16 protein-coding genes are annotated in these 19670 nt (G+C 44.7%); 9 read left to right on the plus strand and 7 right to left on the minus strand.

Annotated elements, in window-relative coordinates; all coding sequences use genetic code 11:
• Positions 1-110 precede the first annotated feature (110 nt).
• Both KIV41_RS20185 and KIV41_RS20190 read right to left on the minus strand, forming a co-directional pair.
• On the minus strand, positions 111-1241 hold the full coding sequence (locus KIV41_RS20185) for an HlyD family secretion protein (RefSeq protein ID WP_285337561.1): 1131 nt from the start codon (positions 1239-1241) through the stop codon (positions 111-113).
• Positions 1241-1627 (minus strand): DUF3302 domain-containing protein, encoded by a 387-nt coding sequence (locus KIV41_RS20190; RefSeq protein WP_005432206.1) that lies wholly within the window; start codon positions 1625-1627, stop codon positions 1241-1243. Before KIV41_RS20190 ends, KIV41_RS20185 begins: the two co-directional genes overlap by 1 nt.
• Before the next feature lie 146 nt (positions 1628-1773).
• Here KIV41_RS20190 and KIV41_RS20195 point away from each other — a divergent pair, with 146 nt between their 5' ends.
• Positions 1774-2664, plus strand: coding sequence for a DMT family transporter (locus KIV41_RS20195; RefSeq protein ID WP_285337562.1), 891 nt, complete (start codon positions 1774-1776; stop codon positions 2662-2664).
• A 96-nt stretch (positions 2665-2760) separates the two neighbouring features.
• Here the strand turns inward: KIV41_RS20195 and KIV41_RS20200 are convergent, their stop codons facing one another.
• The 4 genes from KIV41_RS20200 to deoD all read right to left on the minus strand — a co-directional run bounded on the left by KIV41_RS20200 (position 2761) and on the right by deoD (position 8210).
• Entirely contained in the window at positions 2761-4344 is a 1584-nt protein-coding gene (locus tag KIV41_RS20200; RefSeq protein ID WP_045391071.1) for a diguanylate cyclase, read from the minus strand.
• Complete coding sequence (locus KIV41_RS20205; protein ID WP_285337563.1) at positions 4345-5811, minus strand: hypothetical protein; 1467 nt, start codon at positions 5809-5811, stop codon at positions 4345-4347.
• Positions 5812-5961: 150 nt separating this feature from the next.
• The gene (locus KIV41_RS20210) at positions 5962-7431 is read right to left on the minus strand and encodes a hypothetical protein (RefSeq protein ID WP_010451034.1); all 1470 of its coding nucleotides are present in this window, start codon (positions 7429-7431) and stop codon (positions 5962-5964) included.
• Positions 7432-7499: 68 nt separating this feature from the next.
• Entirely contained in the window at positions 7500-8210 is a 711-nt protein-coding gene (gene deoD, locus KIV41_RS20215) for a purine-nucleoside phosphorylase (RefSeq protein ID WP_005375140.1), read from the minus strand.
• A 397-nt stretch (positions 8211-8607) separates the two neighbouring features.
• Here deoD and KIV41_RS20220 point away from each other — a divergent pair, with 397 nt between their 5' ends.
• The 4 genes from KIV41_RS20220 to KIV41_RS20235 are packed head-to-tail and all read left to right on the plus strand — an operon-like array spanning position 8608 to position 12723.
• Entirely contained in the window at positions 8608-9558 is a 951-nt protein-coding gene (locus tag KIV41_RS20220; RefSeq protein ID WP_285337564.1) for a DUF523 and DUF1722 domain-containing protein, read from the plus strand.
• Positions 9548-10351: a MerR family transcriptional regulator gene (locus KIV41_RS20225; RefSeq protein WP_285337565.1), complete on the plus strand. Its 804-nt coding sequence runs from the start codon at positions 9548-9550 to the stop codon at positions 10349-10351. The genes KIV41_RS20220 and KIV41_RS20225 overlap by 11 nt, the downstream gene beginning before the upstream one ends.
• A gap of 23 nt (positions 10352-10374) precedes the next feature.
• Positions 10375-11790, plus strand: coding sequence for a deoxyribodipyrimidine photo-lyase (gene phrB, locus KIV41_RS20230; RefSeq protein ID WP_285337566.1), 1416 nt, complete (start codon positions 10375-10377; stop codon positions 11788-11790).
• Positions 11791-11796: 6 nt separating this feature from the next.
• Positions 11797-12723 (plus strand): L,D-transpeptidase family protein, encoded by a 927-nt coding sequence (locus KIV41_RS20235; protein WP_082038777.1) that lies wholly within the window; start codon positions 11797-11799, stop codon positions 12721-12723.
• A gap of 26 nt (positions 12724-12749) precedes the next feature.
• Here the strand turns inward: KIV41_RS20235 and KIV41_RS20240 are convergent, their stop codons facing one another.
• Positions 12750-13004: an Lpp/OprI family alanine-zipper lipoprotein gene (locus tag KIV41_RS20240; protein WP_010451046.1), complete on the minus strand. Its 255-nt coding sequence runs from the start codon at positions 13002-13004 to the stop codon at positions 12750-12752.
• A gap of 422 nt (positions 13005-13426) precedes the next feature.
• On the opposite strand from KIV41_RS20240, the gene KIV41_RS20245 reads away from it, so the two are divergent.
• From KIV41_RS20245 to KIV41_RS20260, 4 genes are all read left to right on the plus strand, one after another.
• Complete coding sequence (locus KIV41_RS20245) at positions 13427-14770, plus strand: DEAD/DEAH box helicase (RefSeq protein ID WP_285337576.1); 1344 nt, start codon at positions 13427-13429, stop codon at positions 14768-14770.
• A 169-nt stretch (positions 14771-14939) separates the two neighbouring features.
• Positions 14940-15131 carry a hypothetical protein gene (locus KIV41_RS20250; RefSeq protein ID WP_010451051.1) on the plus strand — a complete coding sequence of 64 codons (192 nt, stop codon included), beginning with the start codon at positions 14940-14942 and terminating at the stop codon, positions 15129-15131.
• A 382-nt stretch (positions 15132-15513) separates the two neighbouring features.
• Positions 15514-17526: a prolyl oligopeptidase family serine peptidase gene (locus tag KIV41_RS20255; protein ID WP_285337567.1), complete on the plus strand. Its 2013-nt coding sequence runs from the start codon at positions 15514-15516 to the stop codon at positions 17524-17526.
• Positions 17527-19668 carry a TonB-dependent hemoglobin/transferrin/lactoferrin family receptor gene (locus tag KIV41_RS20260; protein ID WP_285337568.1) on the plus strand — a complete coding sequence of 714 codons (2142 nt, stop codon included), beginning with the start codon at positions 17527-17529 and terminating at the stop codon, positions 19666-19668.
• The last annotated feature ends 2 nt before the right edge of the window (positions 19669-19670 follow it).

Consider the following 19670-nt stretch of genomic DNA (forward strand, 5'->3'; position numbering starts at 1 on the left):
ACAGAATATTGATAAAAGTGGGAATGCTATCTGTCTGGATGGCTAGAATGAAAACAGGGGCTGACTGTCAGCCCCTGATTACACTTTTTGATGCGTTTTTCGTCATTAAATTAATGGTCTAGGTATAGGTAGTTTTGCCAGCTCTTCATGCGGATAAGCACTTTTCGCATGATAGAAACGTGGGTAAAGCTATCTGAATAAACCGCGACCTCAACCGCCGTACCGAGTGGTAGGTGATACTCAGTCAGGTCATCAGTGATTTGCAAAGTAACGAACACGCGACCACTGGTGCGAAGCGCATCGGTACCCAGTAGTGCACCACGTGCTTGGAACTGGCTTTCCGCGATGGCTGGTAGCACTTCGATGACCTTACCTTTGAACACTTGTCCCGGTAATGCACGGAACATAAACTCTGCTTCAAACCCAGGCTCTAGACGTTGCAATGAGTTCTGACGAAACGCTGCCGTATAAAGCTTGTCTTCGGTATGGACGAAGGTCATTACTGGTGCGAGCGGTAAAGGTACCGCCATCACACCTGGACGCAGTGCCAGTTGCGTTACATAGCCATCCGTTGGTGCGGTTACGACGGTTTGCTCTAGGTTGAACTCTGCTTGGCGTAACTCGGCGAGTAAAGATGCCACTTGAGTATTTTCGCCACCCACTTCAGAATCGAGCGCGATTTGCGCCTGTTCTTGCTTTGATTGTGCCACTTCTAGTGCTGCTTGTGCGGCCTTGAACGCTTGGCGACGAGTATCTAATTGTTGCTCGGTGAAGGCGCCACGATCGAAACCACGTTGGTAACGATCAAATTCGCGTTGTGCTTTATCACGTTCCGCAAGCGCTTTGATGACCGCTGCTTCTGCTTCTTGAACGCTAGACTCAAGACCAAGTGCGCCTTGGCTTGCTTCTTTTACTTTTGCTCTTAGCTTGTCTACTTCCGCTTGGAATGGAATCGGATCGATACGGAAGAGTACATCACCTTTTTGTAGCGGTTGGTTTGGTTGAACCGGAACTTCAATGACTCGACCACGAACGCCTGAAACAACAGGGGTGGTTGAGAACACTTGGTTACCAATTTGAGTAAACGGGTGGTTGTAGTTCATCAATAAGATAAGTGTACCGACCAACACTACACCACCGAGTACGGCTGTTGGCACTGTCCACTTGTTCAGTGGGATATTAAAGATTTTGAAAATCGCGATACATAGCGCGGCGTAAGTCAGAACCAGTAGTAAATCCATTATTGTTCCTCCTTACCTTGTTCTTTTTGTGCTGGAGTGCTCGATGCTGCCTTTTCGCCTTTCAGCGTAGAGACTTCTTTTTTCAATTCATTGACTTCATCAATTAGCTCTTCAAGGCGATGATGGATATCATGTGTTTCTTGTTCGAGTTGCTTGAAGCCCCAGCCTCGCTCTTTGCGCCACAACGTTGCCCAGATCCATAGGAATGGCCAAAGTGCATGAAGTGTGAAAAGGCTAACCCAGCCTGCGTAGTGTATTGCATCTTGGTGAGGGTGCTCGCGCTCTTTTGCTATTTCATAAGGAATATCGTGAATCACGATAATTCCGTAGAAGATAACCAAAGCAACGAAAATGAGTAACCCAAGTGCAAAATAGTCTAGAAACATCTTACTTCCCTGTGCTTGTTGCTAAATAGAAAAACTTACGTAAATTAACTGTTTAAGTATTTGATAGAACAATAAGTGAATCAAGTTATTTATAGATCAATTCACAGTTATTGAGAGATACGGCATGGAATACGAAGGAGTAAACAGTGCTATATTCTGGTGAGATTGCAGCGATCAGCGCCGCAATTGTTTGGGCATGTGCGACTTGGATATACAGTCAATTCAGCCATCGTTTTTCTGCTATGCAACTTAACATTGTCAAAGGGGTGATCGCCTCGATGATGATGTTGGTCGTGATTCCTTTTCTCCCCCAAGGTCTGCCAAGCCAAATCGAACCTATTCACCTTGCTGTATTAGCAGTGTCCGGTGTCATTGGTATTGCCATTGGTGATAGCGCTTACTTTTCCGCGCTAAAACGTATCGGACCAAATAAAACGTTATTGTTGGAATCTCTTGCTCCACCGTTATCAGGCGTGCTTGCGTTGGTGTTTCTTGGCTCGGAGCTGACGCTACGAAGTTGGCTTGGTGTGGTAGTGACGACCGCTGCAGTCACTTTTGTTGTCTTTCAGCCCTCTTCAACAGGTGAAGAGACCAATTGGAGTGGTATCGGATTTGGTCTGTTGGCGAGTGTATGCCAAGCAACGGGTGTGGTGATTTCTCACTATGCATTGGTGGCAGGGGATCTTCCACCTTTGTTGGGGGCATTAATCAGACTCAGCATTGGTGTGGTTGCGGTTTGTTTGGTGATTAAAGTCGTTGAGCCAGCACCGTTTAAAGGCATCAAGCAACATATTCAAGAGATGGGCAATAAAGCAATGGGATGGCTGTTATTAGCGATTTTCGTCGGTACTTTCCTCGCGCTTTGGCTACAACAAATCGCTTTGAAATACGCCAACCCAGCGATAGCACAAACCTTAATCGCCACTAGCCCGCTGTTTATCTTGGTGATTTACGCTATGAAAGGTGAAAAGGTAGGAGCGAAGAGCGTGATTGGAACATTGGTCGCGCTCGGTGGTATTTCGCTGTTCTTCCTTTAAGCTTTTCTTTAGTAAGTTGAAGAAAGATGCAAAAACGCCCCAGTTACGGTTGGGGCGTTTTTGTTGTTCAGAGATTTTTATCGCTGAGGACTTGGCTTATAGCTCTGTGCACACTTGGTTTCGGCCATTCGCTTTGGCGCGGTAGAGTGCTTTATCCGCTCGGTAGAAGGTACGTTGAGTATTCTCTCCTTCGTGGTGAGTGGTTATGCCAATAGAAACAGTTAAGCCCCGTTCCCCCAAGATCTCGTGCCAGCCAAACTGATAAATACGCTCTCGATAGTTTTCGGCGTGCATTTCAGCCATTTCGAGTTCGTGGTTTTCAAGAATGACCAAGAACTCTTCACCACCGAATCGGACACAAGAGGCTCCCCGGAATTTGAAATAATTTGCTAGTTCTTTTGATACATTTTGAATCGCTTTGTCGCCTACTAAGTGGCTTAGCTCGTCATTGATCGACTTAAAATGGTCGATATCAACAACCAAAAGTGCAAAAGGGGTGTCGTGGAGCAACAAATCCTTCAGCTTCACCTCCAACCAACGACGGTTATGTAGTGATGTGAGTGGGTCGGTAAACACATCTTGTTGAAGCTGAGCCACGGTATTTTTATGTTGCTGTGTTGTCTCTTTTAGCTCTTTGTTCTCGATTTCAGATAAAATGAGTTTAAGCTGTAGCTCAAAACGTGAGAGCCTTCTTAGTTGTGCGGAGCCTAGTTCACTTATAGGAATATGTTTGACCAAATCGGATTCGATTTGGAATGCTTTTTTTTCATATGTGAGGGCATCTTTGAAATAAGATTGAGATGCACACACATTGCTCATAGCGTTATAAAAATACTTCGCCAAAATAGGTGACGATTGAGTGGGAATACGCTTAGCGAGCGATGAAAGCAACATGTTTGCAAGTTGTTTGTGACCAAAATGGCTCAAACAACTTGCGACCTCCATTTTCACCATTGTAGACAGCCATGGGGTGTGAAGGTTGCCCACAGTGTATTGGATTTTAGCGAGAGCGAGCAGTGCTTTATCATATTCTTGGTTCAAGCGGTGTATTTTGGCCTGATACAAGCGAATTTGTCCTGTTAGGTTTTTATCACTAACAAGAATACTCAGCTCTTCACACTCAACCAAAAGCTCGGCTGCTGCGTTACTCCTACGTAGCTTGATGTAACATGCGAGCATATAAAGCTTGTATCTCAGTCTCAATGAACGACTGCTAATAGCATGATCAATGGCGTCGATCTTTTGGTAGTACCGCAATGCTCGGTTGTGATCGCCATACGCATCGCATAAGTTGCCCATTCCGATGACTGCTTTCACGTATTCATCAATAAATCCATAGTCCACCGCAATCGTAGTGGTGGTGGTGTACTCATTGAGCGCTTGAGCATACTCACCGATTTCTACCATTCTGTTACTCAAACTGGATTTTATCGTTAGGATGTCTTCGGCATCTTCAGGCAGACTCAACAAGTCTAAAGCAAGTTTTAATTCCTGAATGCTCTCTGTTACTTGCTTTATTTCGGCTCGGTATTCAGCACTGATAATATAGCAGTGAGCTTTTTCTCTATTTGTTGATGCAACGTGTTGACGAACGTGAGACCAGAGAATTAAAGCTTCTTCGCCATTGACAGAAGTTGGGTCTAGTCCAGCATCAGTGACTTTATTTAATAGTTGTTCCATCTATGATGCCTCTGCACGATTTTCTTCAAGTTGTTCTAATGTGAACGGGAAAGTAAGAATATCCTGTAGATACATAATTGGTTGCTTTACAGCTAGGCCTTTTCTTGCCCAAGGGTAAATTTTTATCATTGATTGGATGACATGGAATATTTGCTCAGCGGCATCACCTTTGTCCGCGACTAACATTGCTAAGCGATTGGTGCTCAATCGAGAAATCAGGTCGCTCGTCGTGGTAAGTGAATGAACGAGTTCGGTGCAAATATCAAGGTATACGGGGTCATCATGTTCAATCATAATGACGGCGTGGTTGGAACGTGCTAACTCGGTCTTAAACAGAACGAGCTTCTCCCACCAGTAAGTCTCTGATACCACGTTCGAAAACTGCTTCTCAGGATTGTATTCATACTGAGCTTGAATTCGATTGATCAATTTGCGAGCCCGTTGCTCCAATTGCCGTTTTGAGCTGCGCGCTTTGTCCATGCTGAGGCGGTGAGTTTGTTCTTTAAGCATTTTTAAGGCGTATTTGCGATATTTTTTGAATGCAAGAAATGCCGCTTGGTGGTCACCTTGTTCTTCTGCTACAAGAGACTGTTGGAAACAAATCTGGCTCAGTAACTCACCGTTATCAAAAGCGAGCGCTGACTGCTCAGCAGCTTTAAGCAATTCGCTTGCAGTACAGGTATTTTTGCGTAGCAACTGCAATCGCGCTTGGCTTATACAAGAATGCGCTTTCATCCAGACAAGATCATGCTCCATTGCGAGAGTATGAGCGCGTTGGGTTGCTTCTTCTGCGGCATCGAGTCTCTCTAGGCCTAACAGTGCTAGCCCTTTAAAGTCCCATATCTCTGCCTGCCATGTTTTGTCGTCGTGATCTTTAAGGACTTCAGAGGCCCCGTCTAAAACGGTGAGCATCTCAACAAATTGGTTAAGAAGGTAGTAATCCCAAGCCAGTAGAATACGGGCTTTGCCTTCTAGAGGGGCATTGCGCACACTATTTGCCACTTTGACGGCAAGTTCATGCGTGGAGGCGGCAAGGTCGTGCTCATTGGTAATTCGCCATACATTTCCGAGACCGACGAGGGCTTCAATTTGAATTGCGGTGTCGTCAACCAAGGCTGATTGCTCTAACGCGTTGATCCAGTATTGCTGTGCTGAGTAATACTTTGCTTGGCCCCAGTACTGTAGAGCAAATACATGGAGGATTTCAGGTAGGAAGTCGTCGGTATCGAGTTGGTTTTGTATATTGTAGGCTTGCTTGATGAGCTTTAAACCTTTTCGATACTCCATCACGCACCAATAACAGTGAGACATGATGAGAAGGGATTGGATTTCGCCTTCTGGAAACAGGATTTGTTCCGCACGCACTCTACATTGCTCGGCAAGCTGCAATGTTGTTGCTGGGCTAGGCTTGATATGCCTTCTTAACTCATTGAGTTCAGCTTCTAACTGAAACTGGTTTTTATCCAAAGTCCACATCCATGACTATCGAACAGACAACGTGCCTAATGATGTCTACATATGAGTGTGCATTATGTAAACAGAAAAGGTATCGAATACTGTAATGTATACCTAAACGTTGGGACATTACCACTCATAACTGAGTAATATGTCAAATAATTAGGACAACAGCTGTTTGATAGTGAGTGGCGCATCCGTTACTTCTAAGCGCTGCGCCGCTGTCAGTCCTTGTTTATCCTGATAGCACAAATTATGCCAAGCTCTGAAAATATCTAAAAGAGGCAAAAGCCCCCCAGGTCTCAATTTGCGACGTGGCTCGTTGATGAAGCTCTCAAATAACAATTGAAAACGGTTTTGATAAAACTGAATATGCTTCGTCGTTGCAATGTTGAACCACGATTCAGGAGTATTTCTGTCCCCTGCTAAATAGCAAATGCCTTTGTGTGCGCTGTTTTGAGATGAAATAGCCCAACGATCCCGCCACCAGCTCATATATGCAATATCTACTTTGCCAAATGGTGCCGACATGTCCCATTCTGGATCTTCTTCTACGTATAAAAGATCAACATTTTTTTGTTGAATACGTGATAGACAAACGCTCAACGCTGCAGAGCGGAGCAGTGGGTCTTGTGGCATGTAGATAGACACGCGTTTTTCTGAGCTACACATATCCAAAACGTGGAGATAATGTGCGTAAGACGTATAAGGAGGTCTGATCAATGCCCCTTTGGATGGGTAGTGGAATACTGAGAAATTACCAAGAGGATCTTCCACATTGCCTCTTGCCAAAATGGTTTGGTATTTTTGGTCGATACGTTCACGTAGCTTTGTTGAAGGCTCTGGTAGTGCTTCGCTGGCCTCTGCTGTGTAATCTTGAGACACAAAACGTGAAATGTCTTCGTAAGGGTTATGATCAATAGAGCCAACAGGCTCTTCATTCGAGGAATAGTTTACGTGTTGACACAGGATGTACCCCGAGTGCGCTTCCCCTGAAACGATCCAATAAACGCCATTGTTGCTTTGTGGCTGAAGAGAGACAAAGTTAGAGGCAAGTTCATAGTGGTCAGCATGATTGACCCAGCGAGCGTCAATAGTCGCAAGCTTACGGCGACAACGACTAGCAATATGATCAACATGATCGTAGAACGTTTTTGGATTGATACTGAGCTTACGGCAGATTTCACGTACGGAATAACCTGTAAACAATAAACCCATCAGGTTTTCTTGAAACTGTAGCTTCTTGTTAGCACCAGACCATTTATCTACAAAGGTGCTTTGGCATTCTTTACAACGGTAACGCTGACGATCGCCGCTGTAGCCAAAAGCATGGTAAAGGTGTTTGTGGGTGTGGACTGAAAGTCCGAAGTTGTCACATTCATCGTTGCGACATGCAGGCAAGCCATCACTGTGTACGTGACGAAGACGATGAAGTTCATTCACTACATCGCGATTGTTAAGTAAGGGGGGGAAAGCTCCACATTCACGGCAGACCATCGCCGGACGTTTAGGGTTAGCATGTTGCAACACATAACGTTTTGCATCACTCAATCCAAAGTTGTCACACGCCAATGTTTTACAAAAGTTGAGTTGTAACCCATCTGCGTCTTTTGGCAGTTCGCCGTTAGACACAATCGCCCCCTCGGGATAATTCAGGCAGCCGGTCAGGCCCCGGCTGCAAATTACTACTTAAGTATTTCTTAGATGTTGATTGCTGTTTCTAGAGCAACTTTCATCATGTCGTTGAACGACTTTTGACGCTCTTCAGAGCTTAGTTTTTCACCACGGATGATGTGGTCAGAAACTGTTAGGATAGTTAGAGCTTTCGCACCTAGGTCTGCAGCTACGCCGTAGATACCTGCTGCTTCCATATCTACACCTAGGATGCCAAGTTTTTCCATCTTCTCGAAGATGTCAGCTTCTGGTGTGTAGAATAGGTCTGCAGAGAATACGTTACCTACTTTAACTGGTACTTCTTGAGCACGCGCTTGGTTAACAGCTTCTTCTAGAAGGCCGTAATCAGCGATTGCTGCGAAATCGTGGTTGTTGAAACGGATACGGTTAACTTTTGAGTCTGTAGAAGCACCCATACCGATAACAACGTCCATTAGTTTAACATCGTCACGTACTGCACCACAGCTGCCTACGCGGATAACGTTTTTCACGCCGTACTCAGCGATTAGCTCGTGTACGTAGATGCAGCAAGATGGGATACCCATACCGTGACCCATAACAGACACTTTCTTGCCTTTGTATGTGCCAGTAAAGCCGAACATGTTGCGAACGTCACAAACTTGTTTTACATCTTCCAGGAAAGTTTCTGCGATGTATTTAGCGCGCAACGGGTCGCCTGGCATTAGAACTGTTTCAGCGAAATCACCTGGTTGTGCGTTAATGTGTGGGGTTGCCATAAGTGCTCTCCAAAGTCTTGTTCTGATAAATCGCCTTTATTATAGAAGGCTATTACCAATTCTGTTGAACTTGTTCGTTTTCGTTGGGGTAATAATATCGGGACACGCAATACACCCTTGAGAGATAAGTCACAAAATCATGGGTTTTAGTGTTCAATTATTCTGTTGATAACTAAATCTGTTGAAAGCAAAAAGGCAATCGATTTGCTTTTGAGCAGTTTGTCGATTGCGCGCACAAAATCTCGGCTTTAAGCACAAAAATTTTTCTTCAAAGTTTCTGATCGATATTCGAGGAGAGTGAGTAAAACGATTAAATTGTACAATTTATTTTCTTGTACAATGTAAATTAACTTGCTATAAGTTATACAACAAAACATTTTGTATAGGATGCTTCGTTATGGAATCTTCAATCAAAGTCGGTATCAGTTCTTGTGTACTTGGACAACGAGTGCGTTTCGATTCAGGACATAAAATCAGCAACTTCGTAACGAAGGAATTAGACGGCTACTTCAGCTTTGTGCCAGTTTGCCCTGAAGTAGGTGTAGGCATGTCTGTGCCGCGTCCGACTATCCGCCTAGTCAGTAATGAAGAACGTATTGCATTGGTCGAGACAAAAAATCCAGACAACGACCACACAGACAACATGCTCGCTTACTCAGAAAATAAAGTGAACGAACTACAAGGTGAGCAGCTGTGCGGTTACATCGTTTGCGCTAAGTCGCCGACTTGCGGCATGGAACGTGTAAAAGTGTACAGCAAAAACAACGCGGCAAAAGAAGGTGTTGGCTTGTACACCCGAACTTTAATGGAAAAAATGCCATGGCTACCAGTTGAAGAAGATGGACGCTTGAATGATCCGGTATTGAAAGAAAACTTCATCACTCGCGTTTACTGTTTGAATGATTTTTATGAGTCGATGGATGGAGAGCCAACCCGCGGCAAAATTATCGAGTTTCACTCGCGCTACAAGTTGACGCTGATGGCGCATCACCCCGAATCGTACCGTTCTCTTGGGCGCTTAGTGGCCGATGTGGCGAACCATGAAATTGAAGAGTTCTATAACGAATATCGCCTAGGTTTGATGAAAGCACTACAAAACCGCGCAAGCCGTAAAAACAACACCAACGTGTTGATGCATTTACAAGGTTACTTTAAGCGTTCACTGAACAGTGATGAAAAAGCAGAACTAGCGACAGTGATCAGTGATTACCGTACTGGTTTGTTACCATTACTTGCCCCGTTAACGTTAATTAAGCACTATCTCAACGCATACCCAGATGCGTACTTACAAAAACAGAAATACCTAGAACCATACCCACAGGAGATGAGACTTCGTTATGGATTGTAGCCAGGAAGAAAAACTATACGCGATTCGAGATGTATCTGAGTTAACGGGTGTAAAGCCCGTTACTCTGCGCGCTTGGCAAAGACGCTATAACTTGATTCAACCGCAAAGAACGGAAAAAGGGCATCGTTTATACCGCCAACAGGATCTGGACGTAATCCGAGAGATTCAGGGGTGGCTAGCGAAAGGCGTTGCTATCGGTAAGGTGAAAGGGCTACTGGGACAAGAGTCAGACGTTGATGTGACAACAGAGAACCAACGCCTAGAAGAAGTTGAAGTGATGCTGAAAGCTTTGTCGGAGCTTAATCGTGGCAAAACAGAAACGCTCTTATCTAACGTATTAAAAGAGTACCCACTTAATATTGTGATTGAACAGCTGATAAATCCAGTATTTGAAGCATTAGATTTAGTGAAGGTCTCGCTGCGTTCACTACAACTTGGTTTGTTCCAAACCTGTTTGATTACTCGTCTCGCGCTAGTGGTTGATTCAGAGAATAAAGCTGCATCAAAAGGAAAATGTCTATTGATAAGCTTTGAACAAGCACGGGAATCAGAAAGTTGGGTACAAGCCGCAATACTGTGCGAGCAGGGCTATCACATTACTTTGATCGATAAAGTGGAAGACGTGTCTGGTTTGGTTGATCACGACGTGCTGTCTCGTTACAAGTTCATTCACTTCTTTTCTAACAAAGCATTGCCTATTAAGCAGGTGGAAGCGTTAACCATGCTGCAAACACAGCTTTCAGAAAAAGTGCAGTTCTCGGAAGTGATAGAAAAGCTGCACTTTGCTGCCTAAAAATACCCTAGTAAGGAGACGACATGATCCTGGTTTGGTTTCGACGTGACCTAAGAACGTTAGACCACACAGCGCTTAAGGCTGCTCTTGATTCTGGGCAGCCTGTTGTTGCCGGTTTTGTTGCAACGCCAGAGCAATGGCAAGAACACCACATGGCACCCATGCAGGCGGACCTTATTGCAAGACGTTTGGTGCATCTTGAAGAAGAGCTCACAGAGCTTAATATCCCACTTCTGTATAAAGAAGTACCCAAATTTTCTGACGTGACTGAGGTCATCAAGGAATGGGCAATATCATTGAACGCAGAAAGCGTCATGGCGAACATCCATTACGAGGTCAATGAACAAGCGCTAGACCGAGAGGTTTCAGAGGTTCTTGCTAAAAGCAACGTCACGTTCGAAGCTTTCCACGACAAATGTGTTCATGCGCCAACTACGGTGTTAAACAAGCAAGGTGAATACTTCAAGGTATTCACGCCATTCAAACGTGCTTGGCTGGCGAAGTTCCAAATGCCGATGGTGTGGAAACCAGAACCGCAATTAAAGCTATCTGATGATGCACTTAAGCCAGTTGAAACTGATCGATATCATGCTGATGTAGTTTTTTCTTATCCACGTGACTCAAGTGAGCAATGGCACGCCTCGACCGGAGAGATCCTCAACCGATTAAGAGAATTTGCTCGAGAGCGCAGTGATGCTTATAAAGCAGAAAGAGATCTTCCTGCTGTTGATGGAACCAGCCAACTATCTCCCTACCTTGCGATTGGTGCGTTATCGCCAAGACAATGTATCGCTAGGCTTTATGCTGAGAGTCCTCATTCTGAGCTTACTGAAGGTAAAGCAACATGGTTGAGCGAAATCATCTGGCGAGAGTTCTACCAGCACTTATTGGTGTTTGAACCAAAGCTAGTAAAAGGAAAAGGCTTTATTCCGTGGGAAGATAAGATTGAATGGTCTTATGATGAAACGGCGTTCGAGTGTTGGAAAGCGGGAACGACTGGCTATCCTATTGTTGACGCTGCCATGCGACAACTCAATGAGACGGGCTGGATGCACAACCGTCTACGCATGATAGTGGCAAGCTTCTTAACTAAAGATCTTCATATCGATTGGCGTTGGGGGGAGGCGTACTTTATGAGTAAGCTGGTGGATGGAGACTTTGCGGCCAACAATGGAGGTTGGCAATGGTCGGCATCTACGGGGTGCGATGGGCAACCTTACTTCCGTATTTTTAACCCAATCAGTCAGGGCGAGAAGTTTGACTCTGATGGCACATTTGTTCGCCATTGGGTGCCGGAAATTAAAGAAGTGCCAAATAAGTTTATTCATAACCCTTGGCTATGGAGCAGTTTTAATTTACTGGATTATCACAAGCCGATGGTTGATCACAAGGTAGAAAGAGAGATAACCTTACGGCTCTTTAAAAACGCCAAGGAATAGAGAGAGATGCCTAGTAAGAAGCGTCTGATGTGTGTCGCTAAACGAACCCTATTGTCTGTATCGTTGTCTTTGGTGAGTGGCTTATCATTCGCAAAGATGTACGAATTGCCGGAAGACGGGGCGAAGGTGATTGGTCGCATGGAGAACCATGTGGTCGAACAGGGCGAAACCATGGCAAACATTGCTAAGCAATATGATGTTGGTATGCTGGCGTTAATGGCCGCCAACAAAGGCGTAGACCCTTTTTTACCAAGAGAAGGGCACGTACTTACAATACCTACTCAGCTCATTCTGCCTGACGTCCCTCACGATGGCATAGTTATTAACCTTGCTGAACTGCGCCTCTACTATTTCCCGCCTAAGGAAAGTGTGGTTCACGTTTTTCCGGTTGGTATCGGTCGAATAGGTCGTGACACGCCCGAAATGACAACGAGCATCAGTCAGAAGCGTCCCAACCCTACTTGGACACCACCTTCTTCCATCCGCGCAGAATATAAAGCGAAGGGCATTGACCTCCCAGCTGTTGTACCTGCTGGACCGGATAACCCGTTAGGTATGTTTGCATTGCGCTTGGCGTATGGTCATGGAGAGTACTTGATCCACGGTACTAACAAAGATTTTGGTATTGGCATGCGCGTCAGTGCGGGTTGTATTCGCATGGATCCTAATGACATCGAATGGTTGTTCGACAAGGTGCGTCGCGGTGAAAAAGTGAAGATCATCAATCAACCGGTAAAAGTAGCACTTGAACCAGACCGCAGCGTGTTTGTTGAGGCACATGAACCCTTAACTCGCAGTAATGGCGAAAAAGATCACCTACAAATTCCACAAGCGTTGGATTGGTGGTTGGATGAATACGGGATGACGAATGCGAAAGCAAAAGCAGCGATTGCTGCGCAGAATGGTGTACCTGTAGAAGTAACCGCGCCTTAACAAACGTTAAAGCGCGGAATCACATCTTACTTAGTGTAAGACTGAGCGATGTTGTCGATACGCTCGTTAGCACGTGCAGCTTCTTCTTGTGCTGCCATAGCTGCTTCACCAGATTTTTGAACGTTAGATTGAAGCGCTTGAACGTCTTGGCTTAGCTGGCTAACTTGGTTGCTTAGTTCGTCTAGTTTTGCTGCGTTAGCTGTTGCTGCATCATCAGATGAAGCACAACCTGCTAGTAGAAGTACTGAAGTTGCAGCAGCTGCGATCAACGTTTTGTTCATGTTAAGAACTCCTTGCTTATAGTTGAAGTTACGCTCTATACATTCTTTGTCATATAGTCGCGAATTAAAATGTATGAACATTTTATCAGTACATGATGTAGCAAAAGTCAAAAAAATCCAAGGATTTCATATATTCCTCGGTTTTTTCGCTGACCATGTGATTACAATTATTAAGAATGTAAATTGATGGCCAATAATCTCCCTTCTCAACAGTCCTTTTTTGCTACGTTCCTGATATCAATAATTTAGACGATATTTACATAAAAGAAAGGTAATACATGAAAACTTTATCCCAGTAGTAAATTTATATTGTGTGATCTCTATCTATACTCCTATGATTTGCGGTATTATAGAGGGCTTTTATTTTTTGCTGCGTTAGAGCGGAAATGACACGAAGAAAGCGCTCAGACGATGACTATTTATTGGAGAATACTTTGCAATTTAAAGATCTAGGCCTAGACAACCGATTGTTGAAGAACCTAAAACACTACGATTTCAAAAAAGCGACTGACATTCAAAAGCAGGCGATCCCTGTGGCGATTGCAGGCAAGGATCTATTGGCATCTTCGAAAACGGGTTCGGGTAAGACTTTGGCGTTTGTATTGCCGATGCTTCATAAGTCATTAAAGACGAAGTCGTTTTCAGCGAAAGACCCGCGAGCAGTAATCCTCGCCCCAACGCGTGAGCTAGCAAAGCAGGTATATGGTGAACTGCGTTCAATGTTGGCCGGCTTGACGTATGATGCAGCTTTGATTCTTGGCGGTGAAAACTTTAACGATCAAGTTAAAGCGCTGCGTCGTTACCCAAAATTCATCGTAGCAACGCCAGGACGTTTAGCTGACCACTTGGAGCACCGTTCACTTTATTTAGATGGTTTAGAAACCCTCATTCTTGATGAAGCTGACCGAATGCTAGATCTTGGTTTTGCGCCAGAATTGCGTCGAATCCACAACGCAGCTAAGCACCGTCGTCGTCAGACATTGATGTTCTCTGCAACTCTTGATCACGCAGAAGTGAACGGTATTGCTTCTGAGATGTTGAACGCACCAAAACGCATTGCCGTTGGTGTATCAAACGAAGAGCACAAGGACATCACTCAGAAGTTCTACTTGTGCGATCACTTGGATCACAAAGAAGCGATTCTAGAGCGTGTGCTTGAAGAAGCAGAATACCGTCAGGTAATCATCTTTACAGCAACGCGTGATGACACTGAGCGCCTGACTGAAAAACTGAATGAAAAGAAACTTAAAGCGATCGCGCTAAGCGGCAATTTAAACCAGACTCAGCGCAACACCATCATGAGTCAGTTTGAGCGTGCAGTATTTAAGATTCTGGTAACGACAGACGTCGCTTCTCGTGGCCTAGATATCGCTACAGTGACACACGTAATCAACTTTGATATGCCTAAGCATACCGAAGAGTACGTTCACCGTGTTGGTCGTACAGGTCGTGCGGGTAACAAAGGTGATGCTATTTCATTGGTTGGCCCTAAAGACTGGGATAGCTTCAAGCGTGTAGAAACTTACTTACAACAAGATTTGAGTTTCTCTGTATTTGAGGATTTAAAAGGTAAATTCAAAGGCCTGAAACCTCGTAAGCCAGATTTCCGTAACAAGAAAGCGGCACCAAAGAAAGCGCGTCCTCAAGCGAAGAAAACGGCGAAGAAGCCAGCTAAGCGAGATAAAGGTTTCTACCAAAACGTGGCGGTGGGTGATAACGTATTTATCCCTAAGAAAAAGCCAGCGGGGCCAAGTGCTGAGGATTAATCTTCACCGTATTGCTTAATTGAAATGTTAGGAAAATCCGAGTTTTCAAGCTCGGATTTTTTGTATCTGCCTCTTTTTGTTTACTAACAATGAACGTGTGTTCAAGAGTCTTTGATTTTTCTAAACGGAATTCTTGCTTAGCATGGTTGGTGTGAAGAGGAGAATCAAGATGCAGCAAGACGAACGATGGTCACAAGAAAAGCAATGGTTAGAACAAGTTGATATGAGTCTAACAGACAAACAGTGTCACGCATTGGGGTGGCTGAGGTGCAGTGTTTTGACCGAAATGTTGTCATTTCTGTGTATGGCATTAGTTAGCTGCACCTTGGTGCTGGTTCGAGGAGGTTCCCATGATCACTGAAGAATCTCAAATGGGCGAATTGATTAAGTCGGTTGTGGTGTCCTCGCTTTATTTTGTTGGGTTTCTTGCTCTACTTTGGGTTGTGACGAGTCACTTTTTTTAGTTTACCTATCTTCCTTGAGTCACCTACTTAAGAAGAAAAGTAACTTTCGTCACCTTGTCGGGTGGCGTTTTCATTTCTAAATTCTTCATTGCATAACAATAGATGACTTATCTAACAATAGACTTACCTCACAGTGCATTCATCCATGATGTAAACGTTTGGCATAATAAAAACCGATAAAAATATCACGAAATAGTGTAAATGATAATTGATATCATTTTTATTTAAGGGCAAAATACGCGGAATAACATTAATCCTATAAATAGTTGTGTCATTTATATGAAATTCTGTCATGTTTTTTTGGGGCTCTTGGTGACCTCTTTGCCCAGTGTGGCCGCGGATAACTTTGATTGGCTGAGAGACGATTCCAGACAAGATGAGCGAGTCCTTTCTTACCTCAAACAACAAAACCAAAAGACAGAAGAGTTTCAGCAGAGTTATGCAACCATCACTGAAAGCTTACTTGTTCAATGGGAAACCATGTCGGGTGAGAAAGGTGATAAGCCTTGGGTGATTAAAAATGGACAAGAATGGAACCTAGCACGTCGACAGGGCAACTTCGCTTTGCTGTCACGAGCAGATAAAAATACGCAAGAGAATGTGGTTTATGATTTCTCCTTGCGCCAAGCAGAGCATCAGTATTTCCAAATTGGTCAATGGCATGTTCAAGCTAATTCGTTACTGTTTACTGAAGACATTGATGGCAGCGAGCAATACCGTGCAGTGTTGGTAGACCTTAAGCATGGCAAAGCGCTTGATCTGATCAACAACGTAGATAATGGGGTTCTGCTCTCACCAAATGGCAAGTTTGCTTTCGTTGTATCAAAGGAAGCAAAAACACAACGTCCTTACCAAGTCGTGCGAATCAACACTCAGACCAATGAGCAGAAAATAATTTGGCAAGAGGAAAAGACTGATTGGCTCATGTCTTTCTATCCAGCAGCCGATGCTCGTTTCGCTCTTGTGCAAAGCAACAATGAATCGACCACCGAGCAAAAGATCCTGAACCTTGATTCTGGAGAGCTAACGGCTTCGTTACGTAAACCAGAATCCGGTGTGGAGTATTATGCGGATGTTGCTCGAGGCAGAGTCTTCATCAACAGTAATCATAATGGCCGGTTTAACCTGTTTGGAACCGAGATGTCTGAGCAAGATGCGAACACTGCGGAGTCTGATTGGAAGCCTTTCTTAGAATCAGAAGACGGAGTTGAGCAATTTTACTTGTATGACGCGGGACTTGTGGCATTAAGCAAGCAAGGCAACAGCTCGATAATCTCAGTGTATTCTTATGATGGGAAGGCGAAGAAAGCGATCCCTCTAGAGTCTGAAGGTCGCGTTGCTTGGTTAAGTACACTTGGAGACTACCGCTCTAACAAAATCCGTATTCGCAGTATGTCGATGACTACACCGCCATTGTGGGAAGAGTTTGATGTAAAAACACTAACGAAGACCAGCTTATCTCAAGACGTTTACCAAGGTTTTTCCAGCCAAGATTATGTTTCTAAGCGCATTATGGTTGAAAGCCATGGTGTTCAAGTACCAGTGTCTCTTGCGTACCGTAAAGACAAACTGAGTGATAACGCTCCTGTCGTTCTGTACGGCTATGGTGCTTATGGCTTTACCATGAAGCCTTACTTCATGCCTCAAACCGTGAGCTTACTTGACCATGGTGTTATCTACGCGATAGCGCATGTTCGTGGTGGCGGTTTCTTTGGTGCTGACTGGCACGATCAAGGTCGAGGTGTTTTTAAAGCTAACTCCATCAGTGATTTCACGGCTGCGGCACAAGCACTCAAACACTTTGATGGTGGTGAACGTGATGTCTACGCGATTGGCTCTAGCGCTGGTGGTACTTTGGTTGCTGGCTCTATCAATCAAGACCCAGACTTGTTTGCTGGCGTGGTGATGAAGGTTCCGTTTGTGGATGTCGTTGCCAGTATGTCAGATACGTCACTACCGCTAACTGCGCAGCAATACGGGGAATGGGGGAATCCGACTCTCCCAGAACAACTCAAAGCTATGCAAGCTTATGATCCTATTCTCAATATCCACAAAGGCGATTACCCACCCATGTTGGTTCAAGTCGGATTGAACGATCAACGCGTACCTTATTGGGAAGGTGCAAAGTACCTTGCTCAAGTTTCGTCGACCAGTGAATCGACAGGTCCTTATTTGTTGCAAACGGACTTTAACTCTGGCCACCGCATGGACCCAAGGCAGGCAAGAGAGCAACAAGCAAAGGAATATGCATTTCTATTATCACTCATTAAAACATCTAAAGCGGAGCAGTAAATGAAGCTTACCCCAGTGTCAGCGGCAGTACTTTCGGTACTTGCTGCCAGTCAAGTACACGCCGAATCTAAGGTTTTCTCAATGGAAGAGGTGGTCGTAACCGCCAATAAAATCGATCAGCCATTGTCAAAAGTAGCAGGTAGTGTAGCGGTAATTACGAACGAGCAAGTCGAAGAGCGTGGTGAAACAGAGCTCTACGATGTGCTGCGTAATGAGCCTGGTGTAAGCGTAACTGGTGGTGCTGGTCGCCCTCAAAACATTACTATCCGCGGTATGACTGGCAATCGAATAGTTATCGTTCGTGACGGTATTCGTTCTGCAGATGGCTTTGGCGCGAATGACATTAATGATGCTGTTGGGCGAGATACCTTCGATTTATCTAATTTTGAATCACTACAGATCATCAAAGGTGCAAGCTCTTCTGTTCACGGCTCTGGTGCTATCGGTGGGGTAGTGATTTTGGAATCAAGCCAGCCGGGTGACTTCTTAAAAGACAAAGATTTTTATACTGATGTTTCTGGTACATACACTGACATCAGTAATAAATACAAGGGCACGAGCAACCTAGCTTTTCGCTCCGGTGATACAGAGAGTTTGTTCAACGCTTCTTACTGGCAAGGCCAAGAAACGCGCAACTTTGATGAAGACTTATATGACCGTGACCTTGATGGTTACAGCGCCTCCTACACTCTTAATCACTTTTTCAGTGAAGAGTTCATGCTCAAAGCAAAAGCAGAACTTTACACACAGAACCAAGAGCGTTTGGAAGGTTCTCCTTCTATCCAACCAGATGGTATATGGCATATCGAAGACTTTGCTGAGGATGAAACCACAGAAGAGTACAGTGCTTACATTGGTGCAGAAGTAACACCGATTAACCCAACTTGGTTTGAAGAGTTGGATACCAAAGTATATTGGCGTCACACCGAAGTAGTAGAAGACACCAACCGCTTGATGCGCCAAGTCGATCATAATGGTTTGATCACCAAACGTCGCGAACTGGAACACAAAGTCTTTATTGACGAAACAATTGGTTTCCGTGGCGATTTCACCAATACATTTTACGCAGCCAATGCGGAGCATCAATTGGCATATGGCGTCGAGCTTTCTACCGACTACTATGAGCGAACGGATAGCGATTCCAAGATTGATTGGAATGGGGTGACGCCTTCGACCAAGCAACCTTTCGCTCCTGCTCGTGCTTATAACATTGGTTTGTACGTTAGAGACATGGTGGAACTGGACAAATGGACCATCACGGGCGGTCTGCGCTTTGATGCGCACCGTCTAACACCGGACGGTGAGGGGCAAGTCGGCGGCTTTCCTCTAAAAGACCTTAATAGTTCAGAATTGTCACCAAGTTTGTCGGTTTCTCGTGAAGTGTTCGCAAACAACATCGCTTACGTTTCTTACAACCACGGTTACCGCGCACCAGAATACGACAAAGCGTACGGTTTCGTGAACCATGATTTCGTACCGCTAACGCCTTTTGTTATTGCACCGAACTTAGACCTAGAAGCGGAAACGTCGGACTCATTTGAAATTGGTAACAAGTTCGATAACGGTCGTGCGTATGTTTATGCCTCTGTGTTCTACAACAAGTTTGAAAACTTCATCGATGTTGTGACCACTGGCTTTGATTCAAGCACCGGGAATTACATCAAGCAGTACCAAAATCTTGATGGCGTAGAGACATATGGCGCAGAGCTCTCCGCTGGTTATGCACTCACTAAGCAATGGGACATCAGCACCAAGCTTGGCTACGTAGATGGTAAAGATGCGGAAGGTGAATACGTCCGCAGTATCACGCCATTCGAAGGTAACGCTCAATTGAAATACGCCAACCAAGACTTTAGTACTTACGTGACTTGGAACTGGGCTGCGGCAATGGATCGCGTTCCTGAATGTCAGACCATATTAGGTCTTGGTACAGAGTGTGCCCAGACAAGTGCGTGGAATACGTTTGATATTGGTGCCACTTACCACGTTTCCAAAGACCTTCGCGTAAGCGCGAACATCGTCAACCTGTTCAATAAAGAGTACATCCGTTACCAAGACGTGGCAGGTATTGCTGAAGAAAGTAAGCATTACTCAACCGAGCCAGGGCGCTACTTCACGTTGAATGCGAAATACGAATTCTAGGA

The organism is Vibrio sp. D401a (assembly GCF_030248515.1).
Classification (GTDB): Bacteria; Pseudomonadota; Gammaproteobacteria; order Enterobacterales; family Vibrionaceae; genus Vibrio; species Vibrio rotiferianus.